Source organism: Streptomyces populi (genome assembly GCF_002911015.1).
GTDB classification, from domain to species: domain Bacteria; phylum Actinomycetota; class Actinomycetes; order Streptomycetales; family Streptomycetaceae; genus Streptomyces; species Streptomyces populi.
This window is the reverse complement of record NZ_KZ627001.1, coordinates 1-14,527: the sequence shown is the minus strand read 5'-3', so window position 1 is coordinate 14,527 and position 14,527 is coordinate 1. Positions and strand designations below refer to the sequence as shown.

General features: G+C 69.9%; 14 protein-coding genes and 1 pseudogene. 8 read left to right on the top strand and 7 right to left on the bottom strand.

The annotated features are described in order from the left end of the window. On the top strand, nucleotides 1–2,077 hold a 2,077-nt coding region (locus tag CW362_RS39760), incomplete at its 5' end, for an ABC transporter ATP-binding protein/permease (RefSeq protein WP_103554462.1). 82 nt (nucleotides 2,078–2,159) lie between these two features. Here CW362_RS39760 and CW362_RS39755 read toward each other — a convergent pair. From CW362_RS39755 to CW362_RS39745, 3 genes are all read right to left on the bottom strand, one after another. Further along, a complete protein-coding gene (locus tag CW362_RS39755; protein ID WP_103554461.1) occupies nucleotides 2,160–2,951 on the bottom strand; it encodes a transglycosylase SLT domain-containing protein in 792 nt (263 codons plus the stop codon). Between the two features lie 321 nt (nucleotides 2,952–3,272). After that, nucleotides 3,273–4,358 carry an S-adenosylmethionine:tRNA ribosyltransferase-isomerase gene (locus CW362_RS39750; RefSeq protein WP_103554465.1) on the bottom strand — a complete coding sequence of 362 codons (1,086 nt, stop codon included), beginning with the start codon at nucleotides 4,356–4,358 and terminating at the stop codon, nucleotides 3,273–3,275. 8 nt (nucleotides 4,359–4,366) lie between these two features. After that, nucleotides 4,367–5,062, bottom strand: coding sequence for an SDR family NAD(P)-dependent oxidoreductase (locus CW362_RS39745; RefSeq protein ID WP_103554460.1), 696 nt, complete (start codon nucleotides 5,060–5,062; stop codon nucleotides 4,367–4,369). 185 nt (nucleotides 5,063–5,247) lie between these two features. Here CW362_RS39745 and CW362_RS39740 point away from each other — a divergent pair, with 185 nt between their 5' ends. Continuing rightward, nucleotides 5,248–6,408 (top strand): GAF domain-containing sensor histidine kinase, encoded by a 1,161-nt coding sequence (locus tag CW362_RS39740; RefSeq protein WP_103554459.1) that lies wholly within the window; start codon nucleotides 5,248–5,250, stop codon nucleotides 6,406–6,408. Next, the gene (locus CW362_RS39735) at nucleotides 6,401–7,042 is read left to right on the top strand and encodes a response regulator (protein WP_103554458.1); all 642 of its coding nucleotides are present in this window, start codon (nucleotides 6,401–6,403) and stop codon (nucleotides 7,040–7,042) included. Before CW362_RS39740 ends, CW362_RS39735 begins: the two co-directional genes overlap by 8 nt. A 342-nt stretch (nucleotides 7,043–7,384) precedes the next feature. On the opposite strand, the gene CW362_RS39730 is transcribed toward CW362_RS39735, so the two are convergent. Continuing rightward, nucleotides 7,385–8,173, bottom strand: coding sequence for a hypothetical protein (locus tag CW362_RS39730; protein WP_103554457.1), 789 nt, complete (start codon nucleotides 8,171–8,173; stop codon nucleotides 7,385–7,387). A 121-nt stretch (nucleotides 8,174–8,294) separates the two neighbouring features. On the opposite strand from CW362_RS39730, the gene CW362_RS39725 reads away from it, so the two are divergent. The 3 genes from CW362_RS39725 (at nucleotide 8,295) to CW362_RS39715 (ending at nucleotide 10,707) form a co-directional block, all read left to right on the top strand. Beyond that, nucleotides 8,295–9,086, top strand: a complete 792-nt coding sequence (locus CW362_RS39725) for an ABC transporter ATP-binding protein (protein ID WP_103554464.1) — start codon at nucleotides 8,295–8,297, stop codon at nucleotides 9,084–9,086. A 96-nt stretch (nucleotides 9,087–9,182) separates the two neighbouring features. Continuing rightward, nucleotides 9,183–9,617, top strand: coding sequence for an NfeD family protein (locus CW362_RS39720; protein WP_103554456.1), 435 nt, complete (start codon nucleotides 9,183–9,185; stop codon nucleotides 9,615–9,617). Nucleotides 9,618–9,747: 130 nt separating this feature from the next. Next, nucleotides 9,748–10,707 carry an SPFH domain-containing protein gene (locus tag CW362_RS39715; protein ID WP_103554455.1) on the top strand — a complete coding sequence of 320 codons (960 nt, stop codon included), beginning with the start codon at nucleotides 9,748–9,750 and terminating at the stop codon, nucleotides 10,705–10,707. Nucleotides 10,708–10,790: 83 nt separating this feature from the next. On the opposite strand, the gene CW362_RS39710 is transcribed toward CW362_RS39715, so the two are convergent. The 3 genes from CW362_RS39710 to CW362_RS39700 form a co-directional block, all read right to left on the bottom strand. Then, on the bottom strand, nucleotides 10,791–11,297 hold the full coding sequence (locus CW362_RS39710) for an HNH endonuclease (RefSeq protein ID WP_103554463.1): 507 nt from the start codon (nucleotides 11,295–11,297) through the stop codon (nucleotides 10,791–10,793). Nucleotides 11,298–11,440: 143 nt separating this feature from the next. Further along, nucleotides 11,441–11,980 carry a YbhB/YbcL family Raf kinase inhibitor-like protein gene (locus tag CW362_RS39705; protein ID WP_103554454.1) on the bottom strand — a complete coding sequence of 180 codons (540 nt, stop codon included), beginning with the start codon at nucleotides 11,978–11,980 and terminating at the stop codon, nucleotides 11,441–11,443. A gap of 38 nt (nucleotides 11,981–12,018) precedes the next feature. After that, entirely contained in the window at nucleotides 12,019–12,804 is a 786-nt protein-coding gene (locus tag CW362_RS39700) for a sporulation protein (protein ID WP_103554453.1), read from the bottom strand. A gap of 368 nt (nucleotides 12,805–13,172) precedes the next feature. On the opposite strand from CW362_RS39700, the gene CW362_RS39695 reads away from it, so the two are divergent. Together CW362_RS39695 and CW362_RS43035 are read left to right on the top strand one after the other, a co-directional pair. Further along, entirely contained in the window at nucleotides 13,173–13,784 is a 612-nt protein-coding gene (locus tag CW362_RS39695) for a DNA-3-methyladenine glycosylase (protein WP_103554452.1), read from the top strand. A gap of 21 nt (nucleotides 13,785–13,805) precedes the next feature. Continuing rightward, a pseudogene (locus CW362_RS43035) lies at nucleotides 13,806–14,127 on the top strand (DNA-3-methyladenine glycosylase); the annotation flags it as partial. Nucleotides 14,128–14,527 lie beyond the last annotated feature (400 nt).

Here is a 14,527-nt window from a genome sequence, read left to right as displayed (position 1 = left end):
TCCGCAGCAGCAGGGACCCGGTGGCGGCGCGGGGGCACCGCCGGTCTACGGCGACCGCAGCCCGACGACGTTCCACCAGTTCTCGCTCGGCCGCGTGATGCGGATCGGCCGTGCGCTGGAGAACGAGCTGGTGGTCTCCGACCTCCAGGTCTCGCGCCACCACGCCGAGTTCCACGCGACGCCGGACGGCCGCTTCGAGATCCGCGACCTCGGCTCGCACAACGGCACGTACGTCAACGGTATGCCGATCGCCAAGGGCGGCTCCGCGCTGCTCGGCCCGCACGACATCGTCGGCGTCGGCCACTCGACGTTCCGGCTGGTCGGCGACCGGCTCGAGGAGTTCGTCGACACCGGTGAGGTCTCCTTCTCGGCCCGCCACCTGACGGTCACCGTCGACGGCGGCAAGCAGATCCTCAAGGACGTCTCCTTCGGCGTGCCCGAGAAGTCGCTCGTCGCGGTCATCGGTCCGTCGGGTTCCGGCAAGTCGACGCTCCTGAAGGCGCTCACGGGCTACCGCCCCGCCAACCAGGGCGACGTCCTCTACGACAACCGGAACCTGTACAAGCAGTTCGCCGAGCTGCGCCAGCGCATCGGTCTGGTCCCGCAGGACGACATCCTGCACAAGGAGCTGACCGTCAAGAAGGCCCTCAAGTACGCGGCCAAGCTGCGCTTCCCCGCCGACACCACGGGTGAGGAGCGCGAGGCGCGCATAGACGAGGTGCTGCGCGAGCTGAAGCTGGACATCCACAAGGAGAAGAAGGTCACCTCCCTCTCCGGTGGCCAGCGCAAGCGCGTCTCCGTGGCCCTGGAGCTGCTCACCAAGCCGTCGCTGATCTTCCTGGACGAGCCGACCTCCGGTCTCGACCCGGGCATGGACCGCGATGTCATGCAGCTGCTGCGCGGCCTCGCCGACGACGGCCGTACGGTCCTGGTCGTCACGCACTCGGTGGCGGAGCTGGCGATCTGCGACAAGCTCCTCGTGATGGCGCCCGGCGGTGCCGTCGCCTACTTCGGTCCGCCGGAGGAGGCGCTGAACTTCTTCGGCTACGAGACCTGGGCCGACGTGTTCTCCGCGTTCGAGAACTACCGCGACTACGACTGGGCGGGCCGCTGGAAGGGCTCGCAGCACTACCAGATGTACGCGGCGGACATCGACGCGGTGGCTCCGCAGTCGACGCAGATGCCGCCCGCGCAGGCGATGAAGCCGCCGAAGCCGCAGGGCTGGGGCTCCCAGCTGATGACGCTGATGCGCCGCTATCTCTCGGTGATCGGGTCGGACAAGGGCTTCCTGGCGCTGACGGTGATCCTGCCCGCGGTCCTGGGCTCGGTCAGCCTGCTCATCGACAACGGCAAGACGCTCCTGGTCAACGACAGGATCCTGCCGTCGGGCGCCCATGTCGCGAACGGCACCGCCACGACCGTGCTGCTGATCCTCGCGGTCGGCGCGTGCTTCGCGGGCGCCGCCAACTCGGTCCGCGAGCTGATCAAGGAACGGGTGATCTACGAGCGGGAGCGTGCGACGGGTCTGTCGCGCTCGGCGTACCTGATGTCCAAGGTGATCGTCCTCGGCGTGATCACCATGCTGCAGGGCGCGCTGGTCGGTGCCATCGGCTTCGGCAGCCGCGAGGTGCCGTCCGAGGGCCTGATCCTCAAGAGCCTGCCCAAGGTCGAGCTCACGCTGCCGATCATGCTGCTGGGCTTCGTGTCGATGATGTTCGGTCTGATCATCTCCTCGCTGGTGAAGACCGCGGAGAAGACCATGCCGCTCCTGGTCATGTTCGCGATCGTCCAGGTGGTCTTCACCGGCTGCCTGTTCATCCTGAACGGCACGGTGGGCGTCAACCAGTTCTCGTACCTGATGCCGGCCCGCTGGGCGGTGGCCGCGTCCGGGGCGACGCTGGACCTGAACAACATCTTCCCGAACCAGGACGATCCGACGAGCACGGACCCGCTGTGGGACCACGCGGCCGGGGCCTGGACCGTGGACATGATCGCGCTGGTCGTCCTCGGTGTCGTCTGCGGCTTCTTCGTGGCCCGCTTCCTGCGCCGCCACGAGCCCGAGGTCATGCGCAAGTAGACGCCCGGGAACGACGCGAGGGCGGCACCCCCGACCGGGGTGCCGCCCTTCGGCGTCTGTGTGGGAACTCCGCGCTGAGTCCTCAGTACGCGCTGTTGACGTTGTCCATGGAACCGTACTTGTCGGCGGCGTAGTTGCAGGCGGCGGTGATGTTGGCGACCGGGTCGTAGATGTTCCACGAGGTGCCGGCCACGTGGTAGGCCTTGAACGTCGGCGGGATGACCTGGAGCAGGCCCTTCGACGGGATGCCGTTGATGGCGTTGATGTCCCAGTCGTTGATGGCCATCGGGTTGCCCGAGGACTCACGCATGATGTTCTTGTGCAGCCCCTGGTAGGTGCCGGGGATGCCCTTGGCCTTCATGATGTCGAGGGACTCGCGGATCCAGCCGTCGAGGTTGTTGGGGTACGTCTTCGCGGCGACCGTCTCCATCTGGATGCGGTGCGTGGAGCGGCTCGCGGTGGCGCTCTCGGCGCGCGACGCGGCGGCCTTCTTCTTCGCGGCGGCCTGGACGGCGGCCTTCTTCGCCGCGGCCTTCTGCTCGGCCGCCTTCTTCGCGGCGGCGGCCTGGGCGGCCGCCTTCTTCTTCGCCGCGGCCGCGGAGTCCGCCGCGGCCTTGTGCTTGGCCTCGATGGTCTGCGCCTTCAGCGCGGCGCCGCTCGTACCGGCGACACCGGCCTCGACGCCCTTGATCTGCTGACCGCTGTAGGCGACCGGCGCCGCGGGGGCGGCGGCGTCGGTGGTGGTGTGGGAGCCGCTCGGCGCCAGGGAGAACGCGAGGGCGGCGGCACCGAGGGTGGCCACACCGGCGACCGAAAGCTTGTGGAGCTTGGTCAGCTTCGGACTATGACCACGGGCGGCAATGTTCTTGGGCATGACTGATAGACCTCTTCGAATAGCGCGGAGGTCGCTCTTCGTCCCGGTCGGGACTGTGTTTCCGGAACAAACGCCCCGGGGGAGAACCCGAGGCGCTGAGCGACATGAGCAATTCTTAGCGGCCGCAAAATGCCCTGGCAAAGATGTGACCTACGAAGTCGGATAGTGGACACGTATGGGGCAAATCGGGGCAGACTGACACGTCTTCCCAGTTCATCTTGTCCCTTTTATCTCCTATGTTCCTTCGTACGTGACCTGGACCCTATGCGAGGGCTCACAGGGGACCTTGATCATTCTGACGTGGAGTTGCGTGAGCAATGCTCAGAGTGAGGGCTTTTCCGGGGGGAGGATGAGGTGCACGTCCCCGAACTCGTGCCAGAGGTAGCGCCTGCGCAGCGCCTCGGCGTAGCCCCGGTCCACCGCCGCGTCCCCCGCGATCGCCTCCAGCATCAGCAGATGCGAGGCCTCCGGTTCGTGCAGTCCGGTCAGCAGCCCGTCGACGGCCCGCACGCCCCGCTCCGGAGTCACCACGAGACCGGTCCACCCCTTCGCCGCCCGGACCAGCCCGTCCTCCGAGACCGCGGACTCCACGGCCCGCACCGCCGTCGTACCGACCGCGACGATCCGGCCCCCGCCCGCCCGCGCGGCGTTGATCAGCCGGGCCGACACCGCCGGAACCTCGAACCGTTCCGGATACGGCGGCTCGTGCGCCTCCGCCGAGGCGACCCCCGTGTGCAGGGTGACCGGCGCGAACTGCACCCCCCGGCTCACCAGCTCCGCCACCAGACGCGAGGTGAAGGGGCGTGCCGCGCTCGGCATCTCCGCGCTCCCCGACCCGTCGTCCGACGGCAGCGCGAACACCGTCTGGTACACGGACAGCGGCTGGTCCCGCTCGGTGTAGGAGTAGCGGATGGGCCGCCCGTACCGCCGCAGCAGAGCCGGCACGTCCGTGTCCGGCACCCGCCCCCACCACAGCCGCGCCCCCCGCTCGCTCAGCGGTTCCTCCAGGACGAGGCGCACGTCCCCGGGCAGGCGCACCACTGTTCCCGCGGGCCCGCCCGCACGCGCGCGCGTGGTTCCCCTTCCGTCGGGATCCCGCAGCTCGACCGCCCACCGTCCGTCGTCGCCGCGCGTGGAGAAGTGCACCACCACGCGCGCGTGCCCGATCCGCCCGTCCACGGCCGCCGCCAGCGTGGCCGAGGTGTTGACGATCAGCAGGTCCCCGGCCCTCAGCAGCCGGGGCAGTTCCACGAACGCGTGGTGCGACACCTCGGTACCGCGCGACACCAGCAGCCGTACGGAATCCCGGTCACGCCCGGCACCGCGCTGCTCCGCGGGCACCCGCGCCGACAACTCCTCCGGAACGCCTCCCCGCTTCCGGCCGCGCCCCGCCCGAGTGGCCCCCATCGCCGTCGTCACCGCTCCTCCAGCAGGTCCGAAGCCGTGTAGCGCCCACTGGCCGGCCGTTCGTCGAGCAGACGCAGGAAGGCCGGAACCACACGGTCCGGCGCCGGCCGCGGATCGTCGTCGTCCGGTACCGCCGCCGCGTAGAGGTCCGTCCCCATGTCCCCCGGATCCACCGCCCACACCCGCAGACCGGGTTCCTCCTCGCCGAGCACCGCCGAGAGGCGGTCCAGCGCCGCCTTCGAGGCCCCGTAGCCGCCCCACGTCCCGTACGCCTGCACCGCGGCGTCCGAGCTGACGACGACGACGGCGCCCGCCCCGGCCCCCCGCAGCAGCGGCAGCGCCTCCTGGACCAGGCCCAGCGCGGCGACCACGTTGACCTCCAGGGCCCGCCGCAGCCCCTCCAGACCCAGCTCCTCCAGCCGTACCAGCGGCTCCGCGCCCAGCGCGCTCGCGTTGTTCACCAGCAGGTCGACCCCGCCCAGCTTCCGGGCCGCCGCCACCAGCTCGGCACGGTGACCGGCGTCCGTCACGTCCCCGGGCAGGGCCTCCACCCGCGTCCCGTACGCGGACAGCGCCTCCGCGGTCTCCTCCAGCACCCCGGCCGTCCTGGCGTCGAGCACCAGATCCCAGCCACGCTCCGCCAGCGCCGCGCCGAGCGCCCTCCCCAGTCCCTTCGAAGCCCCTGTGACGATCGCTACCGGCATGACATCCGTCCCCTCGCTCCGGCCGCCTTCCCGGCGGATGCCCTCACGGTAGGAACGGGGCCCGCGCGAGCGCCTCGTACGAGGGCCGCAACGATCAGGGGCCCTTCGTCCTAGGTCCAAGGGACCGGCGGGCGAGGCCACCGGCCCGATACGCGCTGTCACACCCCGCAGGTAGTTTGGGGCCCATGAGTCACGGACCCCGGTCGGGCCTGTCCGCGGTGAGTTCCGCGCTGCTGGCCATGAGCAGGCACCTCGAAGTGCGCGACGTCCTCAAGACGATCGTCGCTTCGGCCCGCGAGCTGATCGACGCGCAGTACGCGGCCCTGGGCGTACCCGACGACCACGGCGGCTTCGCCCAGTTCGTCGTCGACGGGGTCAGCGACGCACAGTGGAAGGCCATCGGACCGCTCCCGCGCCAGCACGGCATCCTCGCCGCGATGCTGCGCGAGGCCCGCCCCGAGCGCCTGGCCGACGTGCGCCAGGACCCCCGCTTCGAGGGCTGGCCCGCGGCCCACCCCGACATGTCCGACTTCCTGGGCCTGCCCATCCGCGACGGCGACGAGATCATCGGCGCGCTCTTCCTCGCGAACAAGGTGCGCCCCGAGGGGGCACCACCGTGTCCCGACGGCCGCTGCGGATTCACCGAGGACGACGAGGAACTCCTCACCATCCTCGCCCAGCACGCGGCGATCGCCCTGACCAACGCCCGGCTCTACGAGCGCAGCCGCGAGCTCACCATCGCCGAGGAGCGCTCCCGGCTCGCGCACGAACTGCACGACGCCGTCAGCCAGAAGCTGTTCTCCCTGCGCCTGACCGCGCAGGCCGCCGCCACCCTCGTCGACCGTGACCCCTCCCGCGCCAAGGGCGAACTCCAGCACGTGGCCGCGCTCGCCGCGGAGGCCACCGAGGAACTGCGCGCGGCCGTCGTCGAGCTGCGCCCCGCCGCCCTCGACGAGGACGGTCTCGTCGCCACCCTGCGCACCCAGGTCCAGGTCCTCGACCGCGCCCACTCCGCCCGCGTGACCTTCTCCAGCCACGGTGTACGGGCACTGCCCGCCTCCCAGGAGGAAGCCGTGCTCAGGGTCTCCCAGGAGGCCCTGCACAACGCGCTGCGGCACTCCGGCGCCACCCGCGTCGACGTCACCCTGGACCGGCGCGGACCCGGCGCCGTCCTGCACGTCCGCGACGACGGCAGCGGTTTCGACCCCGCCGCGACCCGCAGCGCCGGCCGCCATCTCGGCCTGGTGTCGATGCGGGACCGGACGAGCGGGGTCGGCGGCACACTCACCGTGGAATCGGCGCCCGGGAAGGGCACCGTGATCGAGATGGAGGTCCCTGGTGGCTGACGCAATCAAGGTGCTGCTCGTCGACGACCACCAGGTCGTCCGCCGGGGACTGCGCACCTTCCTCGAGGTGCAGGACGACATCGAGGTCATCGGCGAGGCGTCCGACGGAGCCGAAGGCGTCGACCGCGCCGAGGAACTGAAACCGGACATCGTCCTCATGGACGTCAAGATGCCGGGGATGGACGGCATCGACGCGCTGCGCAAACTCCGCGAACTCGCCAACCCCGCGCGGGTGCTGATCGTCACCAGCTTCACCGAGCAGCGCACGGTGGTGCCGGCCCTGCGCGCGGGCGCCGCCGGATACGTCTACAAGGACGTCGACCCCGACGCACTGGCCGGAGCCATCCGCTCGGTCCACGCGGGACACGTCGTCCTGCAACCCGAGGTCGCGAGCGTCCTGCTGTCCCAGGAAGAGGTCAACTCGAACCAGGGGAGAGGCGTTTCGCTCACGGAGCGGGAGCGGGAGGTGCTCGGCCTGATCGCGGACGGCCGCTCCAACCGGGAGATCGCCCGCGCTCTCGTCCTCTCCGAGAAGACGGTGAAGACCCATGTATCGAACATCCTGATGAAACTCGACCTCGCCGACCGCACCCAGGCCGCGCTCTGGGCCGTACGCCACGGAATCGCGGACTGAACCGGACCGTCCCCGACCCAGCCGTTTCTCCGCCCCTACCCTTCCCGCACCCGGACCTCCGCCCCTCAAACGCTGAAGGGGCTGGGTCTTCACGCCCGCGAGGCACCGCATCCGAGGCACCGCACCCGAGCCACCGCACCCGAGCCACCGACCACCCGCGGCCGGGATCCGGCGGGAGGGGCCGTGCCGGTACATCAGATGCCCGCAGGCCGGACGGATCAGAACCGACCCACACCTCTCGACCCCGCTGGGATCCGTCCGGATGCGGGCGGATGTCCCGGCGCGGCCCCGACCCTCCACCGGACCGACACCGCGAACGCGCCCCCCGCGCGCCGCGCAACCTCAGCGCGCCCCACGCTCCCGTTCCTCCACGAAGGCGTTGTACGCGGCCACCTGCGCCCGCCGGGCCGTCCGCTCCACCGGCCGCAGGGCCTCGGCCCGGGCGGCCATCTCCGACGCGCTCACCGCGCCGCCGTGCCCGCTCTCGTACGCCACGGAAATCAGCATTCCCACCCGCTGAGCCAGCTCCAGCACGCGCACCGCCCGCGGCGGGTACCCCGGGGCCAGCACCTCCCGCCCCCGCTCGGCCCGCGCCCGGTACGCGTCGATCGCCGCCGCCGCGACCGGCCCCGACCCGGCCACGTCCAGCCGTGACAGCACCTCCGTCGCCTCACGGAGCGCCTCCGCCAGCTCCCGCTCGGCCTCCCCGAGCGAGGGCACGTCGGCGGGCGGCGCCTCCCGTACGGCGAGGCAGTGCCAGACGACCTCGACATGTACGTCACCGGCGGGCCCGGCCTCGTACACCTCGGGCACGAGCCCCAGCGCCGCGCCGTGGCAGACCACGGCCTCCTCGGCGTCGAGGGCCCGCGCGTTGAACGCGGGCGGCCCGCTGAGTCCGAGCGGATGCCCCGGCGCGGGCAGCGCGACCCGCAGTCCGGTCACCCCGAGCGTGCGCAGCCGGCCGAGGCCGAGCGTGAGCCCGACGGGCCCCGACTCGCCGGGCAGCCCCTCGATCCGGTGCACCGCGTCGTCCCCGACGATGGCGAGCACGGCGTCATCCGGAGAGACAAGTCCGGCCAATAGGGCATTTCCCCATGCGGCGAGTTGTCCTGAGCGTGGTTCCGAGAGCATGCTCCCACCCTAAGGACCGGCCGATGGGTCGGTGCGGCCGACCGGTGGCGTAGGTTTTCCCTGGGGGCTTCGTCCACAGACGTAAGCGACGACCAAGACTGCAATGGGAGACAACGCGCTCATGAGCGATGTACTGGAACTGGTGGACGTATCCGTGGTCCGCGAGGGCCGGGCTCTGGTGGACCAGGTCTCCTGGTCGGTCAAGGAGGGGGAGCGCTGGGTCATCCTCGGCCCCAACGGCGCCGGGAAGACGACCCTCCTGAACGTCGCTTCCAGCTACCTCTTCCCCAGCACGGGCACCACCACGATCCTCGGTGAGACCCTCGGCCAGGTCGACGTCTTCGAGCTGCGCCCGCGCATCGGCATCGCCGGTATCGCGATGGCCGAGAAGCTCCCCAAGAGCCAGACCGTCCTGCAGACGGTCCTCACCGCCGCGTACGGCATGACCGCCGGGTGGCACGAGGACTACGAGGACATCGACGAGCAGCGCGCCCGCGCCTTCCTCGACCGCCTCGGCATGAGCGACTACCTGGAGCGCAGGTTCGGGACCCTCTCCGAGGGCGAGCGCAAGCGCACCCTGATCGCCCGCGCCCTGATGACCGACCCCGAGCTGCTGCTCCTCGACGAGCCCGCGGCCGGCCTCGACCTCGGCGGCCGCGAGGACCTCGTGCGCCGCCTCGGCCGGCTCGCCCGCGACCCGATCGCCCCCTCCATGATCATGGTCACGCACCACGTCGAGGAGATCGCCCCCGGCTTCACCCACGTCCTGATGATCCGTCAGGGCAAGGTGCTCGCCGCCGGTCCGCTGGAACTCGAACTCACCTCGCGCAACCTCTCCCTCTGCTTCGGCCTCCCCCTCGTCGTCGAGCAGGTCGGCGACCGCTGGACCGCGCAGGGCCTGCCGATGGGCTGAACCGCCCCGCCCGCGCACCCGCGCACCCCTCGGCCGACGCGACCGACGTGATCGTGCGCTCTGTCCGCCGGGGGGCCGCGGTCCTACCATGACCGTGTGGACGACATCAACGCATGGGTGTGGTGGCTGGTCGGGGCGGCCGGGCTCGGCATTCCGCTCGTGGTGACCGCGATGCCGGAGTTCGGCATGCTCTCCGTGGGTGCCGTCGCAGCGGCGGTCGCCGCGGGCCTCGGCGGTGGTGTCGTCCTACAGGTGCTCGTCTTCGTGATCGTGTCGGTCGCGCTCATCGCCGTCGTACGTCCCGTCGCGGCCCGGCATCGCACCCAGCTCCCCGAACTCGCCACCGGGATCGAGGCGTTGAAGGGCAAGCAGGCCATCGTCCTGGAACGCGTGGACGGTTCGGGGGCCGGCCGCGTCAAGCTCGGCGGAGAGATCTGGTCCGCGCGCTCCCTCGACGGAACACAGGCCTACGAGGTGGGCCAGGAAGTGGATGTCGTGGACATCGACGGAGCCACGGCGATCGTGATGTGACCTCGTACGACGCAAGTGAACCGAACGCCCCACGTGGCAGACGACGTTCTGTCAGACTCGACCAGCAAGATCTTCAACACCCATAAGATCTTTCGCAATTGCCGAGTGGAGAAGGGTACGGGGAGCATCGATGGAACCGATCATCATCGTCCTGATCATTCTGGTGGTGCTGGTCTTCATCGCCCTGATCAAGACCATCCAGGTCATCCCGCAGGCCAGCGCGGCCATCGTCGAGCGGTTCGGCCGCTACACGCGGACGCTGAACGCCGGCCTCAACATCGTCGTCCCGTTCATAGACTCGATCCGCAACCGCATCGACCTGCGTGAGCAGGTCGTGCCGTTCCCGCCGCAGCCGGTGATCACCCAGGACAACCTGGTCGTCAACATCGACACCGTCATCTACTACCAGGTCACCGACGCACGAGCCGCGACGTACGAGGTCGCCAGCTACATCCAGGCGATCGAGCAGCTCACCGTCACCACGCTCCGCAACATCATCGGCGGCATGGACCTGGAGCGGACCCTGACCTCCCGCGAGGAGATCAACGCGGCCCTGCGCGGAGTCCTCGACGAGGCCACCGGCAAGTGGGGCATCCGCGTCAACCGCGTCGAGCTGAAGGCGATCGAGCCGCCCACCTCCATCCAGGACTCGATGGAGAAGCAGATGCGCGCCGACCGTGACAAGCGAGCCGCGATCCTCACCGCGGAAGGCATCCGCCAGTCCCAGATCCTCACCGCCGAGGGTGAGAAGCAGTCAGCGATCCTGCGCGCCGAGGGTGAGGCCAAGGCCGCGGCCCTGCGCGCCGAGGGCGAGGCCCAGGCCGTCCGTACGGTCTTCGAGGCCATCCACGCCGGGGACCCGGACCAGAAGCTCCTCTCCTACCAGTACCTCCAGATGCTCCCGAAGATCGCCGAGGGCGACGCCAACAAGCTCTGGATCGTGCCCAGCGAGATCGGCGACGCCCTCAAGGGCCTCAGCGGCGCCATGGGCAACTTCGGCGGACTGGGCGGAGGTTCGGGCGGCGGAGCCCCCGCGGCAGCCTCCGGAGGCGGCTCCGAGCGCCGCGAGAAGCCGTCCATCACGGACTGACGCGGACGACGCCACGACGATGACGGCATGACGATGGGGCCCACCTCCCGCGGGAGGTGGGCCCCATCGTCATGCCGTACGGGCTACGCGGCCGACTGGGCCAGCCACTCCGGCAGCGCGTCGTAGTCGTCCTGACCGAGCGCCAGCAGCATGGCGTCCGCGGGCGTCGGCTCGAACGGCTGCCGCAGCAAGGGCATCTGGGCCTGCTCCGGCGTACGGTCGGCCTTGCGGTGATTGTCCTCGGCGCAGGAGGCCACGGTGTTCAGCCACGAGTCCTGACCGCCCTGGGCCCGCGGTACGACGTGGTCCACGGTCGTGGCCCGGCGCCCGCAGTAGGCGCACCGGTGCCGGTCGCGTACCAGCACACCCCGCCTCGACCACGGGGCTTGTCTTCGGAACGGCACCCGGACGTACCGGCAGAGCCTGATCACCCGGGGCACGGGTATGTCCAGCGCGGCACCGCGCATGCGCAGTTCGGGATGGGCCTGCTCGACGACGGCCTTGTCCTGAAGCACCAGAACGACGGCTCGGTTCAACGTCACTGTCGACAGCGGCTCGAAGCTCGCGTTCAGTACCAGCGTGTCCCGCATCCAGCCCACCTCCATTGCGCACCGGCCCCCCCGACGGCGGGCTGGGATCAACTCTGGCCGGGCACGCCGAGATGGACAACGCAATAAAAGTGCCCGCCCCTGATCACTTCCAAGACCAGGGACGGGCAAACGTTCGGTGAACGTCAGTTTGTGGCGGGGGCGGCGTACTCACCGATCAACTGGGCGCGCGCCAGCGTGTGGAACCGCAGGTTGAAGCCCACGACGGCGGGGGACACCTCCGCGTCGGGACCGAGCTTCTCCTGGTCCACGGCGTACACCGTGAAGACGTACCGGTGCGCGGGATCCCCGGCCGGCGGCGCGGCGCCACCGAAGTCCCGGGACCCGTAGTCGTTGCGCACCTGGACGGCGCCGTCGGGAAGACCCTCGAACTTGCCGCTGCCCGCGCCCGTGGGCAGCTCCGTCACCGAGACCGGGATGTCGAACAGCACCCAGTGCCAGAACCCGCTCCCCGTCGGGGCGTCAGGATCGAAGCACGTCACGGCGAAGCTCTTGGTCTCCGGCGGAAAGCCCTCCCAGCTCAGCTGCGGAGAGGTGTTCCCCGCCGCGTAGACCTGCGCGTCCTTCAGCACCGCACCCGGCTCGACATCCTCGCTGACGAGGGTGAACGCCGGCACCGGCGGATGGAAGTCGTGCGGAAGCGGCGGCCTCTTGAGCTCGGTCACGTCAATACCTCCTGAACGGCGGAATCCGTGCTCCGAGCCTAGAACCAGCTGCGCTTGCTGCCGACCTCCGACAGCCAGTGGTTCAGGTATCCGGCCCAGTCGGTGCCGTGGAAGTCGTTCAGACCCACCTCGAAGGAACGGTAGGAGTCACTGCCCTCGCTGAAGAGGCCCGGCTTCTTGTCCATCTCCAGGACGACGTCCATCGCACGGTCGTCCGCGACGAAGCTCAGCTCCACCTGGTTCAGCCCGCGGTACTGCGACGGCGGGTAGAACTCGATCTCCTGGTAGAACGGCAGCCGCTGACGCGTGTTGCGGATGTGGCCCTTCTCCATGTCCGCGTTCTTGAAGCGGAAGCCGAGCTGGATGAAGGCGTCGAGAATCGCCTTCTGCGCCGGCATCGGGTGCACGTTGATCGGGTCGAGGTCACCCGAGTCGATGGCGCGGGCGATCTCCAGCTCGGTGGTCACACCGATGTTCATCCCGCGCAGGGCCTGCCCGTCGATCATGGTGATCGGCGTCTCCCACGGGATCTCCAGCCCGAACGGGACCGTGTGCACGGCGCCGGCCTGGAGCTGGAAGGCCCCGCCGAGGCGCAGCTTCGTGAACTCGATGTCCTGCTTGTACTCCTGGTCGTCGTGGCCCTCGACCTCGACCTTGGCCTGTAGGCCGACGGACAGGCCCTCGATCGACTGGTCGACCGAACCCCCCTGGATCCGCACCTCACCCTGGACGACGCCGCCCGGAACGGTGTTGGCCTCGGTCAGCACCGTCTCGACCGAAGCCCCACCGGCCCCCAGGCTCGCGAGCAGCCGCTTGAACCCCATGTCGTCACTTCCTCCCCAGGCAATGCCTGTTCGTTCTCCGTCTGTCCGGATCCCTTGATCCCTACAAACGCGATCCGGCCCCGGCCGGTTCCGCGCCCCCACCCTTACAAGGGAGAGGGCGCCTGACCACCCCGCGGGCGGATATCCGTCCGGACCGTCCCGAACAGCCCCGGACCGTACCCCGCCGGTGAGGCCGGAGGGACCGGACTCGTACGCCGTGATCGCGGCCCCTGACCGTACGCCCCTGACGCGGGACCTCTTCGGCCACCCCGTCCCGGACGCCGCCCCGACCTGCCGGGACGCGTCCGGCCGGGCCTGCCTGGCCCTGCGCACGCCCACTTCGCCCATGACGCGTCGAGTGGGTCAGCATGAACCTCATGGATCTCGCTCGTCCCGCGGAAGAAGTCGCCCCCAGGCTGCTCGGCGCCGTCCTCACCCACGAGACCTCCGAGGGAACCGTGAGCATCGCCATCACGGAGACCGAGGCGTACTCCGGTGCGGCCGACCCCGCCTCCCACGCCTACCGGGGCATGACACCCCGCAACGCCGTCATGTTCGGACCGGCGGGACACCTGTACGTATACCGGTCCCACGGTCTCCACTGGTGCGCCAACGTCGTCACCGGGACGGACGGCGCCGCTTCAGCCGTCCTCGTCCGGGCGGGCAGGGTCATCGAAGGGGAGGACCTGGCACGCAGGCGTCGAGGGGGCATGGCCGAGAGTTCACGTCTCGCGCGAGGACCGGGGAACTTCTGCCAAGCGCTCGGGGTCACGGCAGAGCACAACGGCTCGGATCTCCTGACGGGCGCCTCGGTCACGCTGTCGGAGGGGGAGCCGGTGCCCGCCTCGCTCATCCGGATCGGTCCCCGGGTAGGCGTGAGCAAAGCCCACGACTGGCAGCACCGCTTCTACCTCGCCGGCGATCCGACGGTCTCGGCGTACCGGCTGAGCCCGAGAGCCAAGCCTTCCCACGGAGCCTGAGCCGCCGTGCCCCGTGTCCTGGCCGACGAGGTCACCGAGGGCGTGGGCCTCGCCCGCAAACGTCGACTCTCGGCCCGATACGACAAGGAACTGGCCAAAGGGCCGGCGCGCCTCGCGACGGCACCAGGGGCGGACCGATCACCGGACGGGGCGGACTCCCGCGGTCCCGAAGGATCACCCTTGACACTGCTCAGGGGGACACACGTACCCTCCGACCAGGTACGCGACGGTCCGCGCACCAGGGTCTCCGGTGACGGAGGATCCCCCTCGGCGTTTCTGGACCGCCGACCACCCGACGGTGAGTCCGTACAGGGCCCATGTGCCCCGCCGCCGTTCAACTTGACGCGCCCCTTGGCGATCCGTAATGTAGCCCGAGCCGCTTGAACCGGTTACGGCGTTCAGCCAGCAGCCGAGAGCGGCCAAACCACTACCTACGACTTCCCCTCGACGGGGGTTTATTCGGCGTGCCCGCATGCCCGAATTCGAACCCGCAGAACTCGATTATGAGTCACCGAGGGAATCGGCTAACGTAGTGAATGTCGAAAGGCCACGAAACGCGAAAGCGTCGAAAGGCCGGAAGGCGAACCCCTCCGACGGGGAGGCGGACCTGAAAAGGTCTGCTACAGTCGGACTCGCCGGAAAGGGAAACGCGGAAGCGGGAACCTGGAAAGCACCGAGGAAATCGGATACGGAAACGGTCTGATAGAGTCGGAAACGCAAGACCGAAGGGAAGCGCCCGGAGG

What these genes read in the sequence shown, in the direction of transcription:
- CW362_RS39710 (WP_103554463.1), bottom strand. Translation starts at nt 11,297, where the DNA reads ATGCGGGACACGCTGGTACTGAACGCGAGCTTCGAGCCGCTGTCGACA.
- CW362_RS39700 (WP_103554453.1), bottom strand. Translation starts at nt 12,804, where the DNA reads ATGGGGTTCAAGCGGCTGCTCGCGAGCCTGGGGGCCGGTGGGGCTTCG.
- CW362_RS39725 (WP_103554464.1), top strand. Translation starts at nt 8,295, where the DNA reads ATGAGCGATGTACTGGAACTGGTGGACGTATCCGTGGTCCGCGAGGGC.
- CW362_RS39740 (WP_103554459.1), top strand. Translation starts at nt 5,248, where the DNA reads ATGAGTCACGGACCCCGGTCGGGCCTGTCCGCGGTGAGTTCCGCGCTG.
- CW362_RS39730 (WP_103554457.1), bottom strand. Translation starts at nt 8,173, where the DNA reads ATGCTCTCGGAACCACGCTCAGGACAACTCGCCGCATGGGGAAATGCC.
- CW362_RS39745 (WP_103554460.1), bottom strand. Translation starts at nt 5,062, where the DNA reads ATGCCGGTAGCGATCGTCACAGGGGCTTCGAAGGGACTGGGGAGGGCG.
- CW362_RS39695 (WP_103554452.1), top strand. Translation starts at nt 13,173, where the DNA reads ATGAACCTCATGGATCTCGCTCGTCCCGCGGAAGAAGTCGCCCCCAGG.
- CW362_RS39715 (WP_103554455.1), top strand. Translation starts at nt 9,748, where the DNA reads ATGGAACCGATCATCATCGTCCTGATCATTCTGGTGGTGCTGGTCTTC.
- CW362_RS39755 (WP_103554461.1), bottom strand. Translation starts at nt 2,951, where the DNA reads ATGCCCAAGAACATTGCCGCCCGTGGTCATAGTCCGAAGCTGACCAAG.
- CW362_RS39750 (WP_103554465.1), bottom strand. Translation starts at nt 4,358, where the DNA reads ATGGGGGCCACTCGGGCGGGGCGCGGCCGGAAGCGGGGAGGCGTTCCG.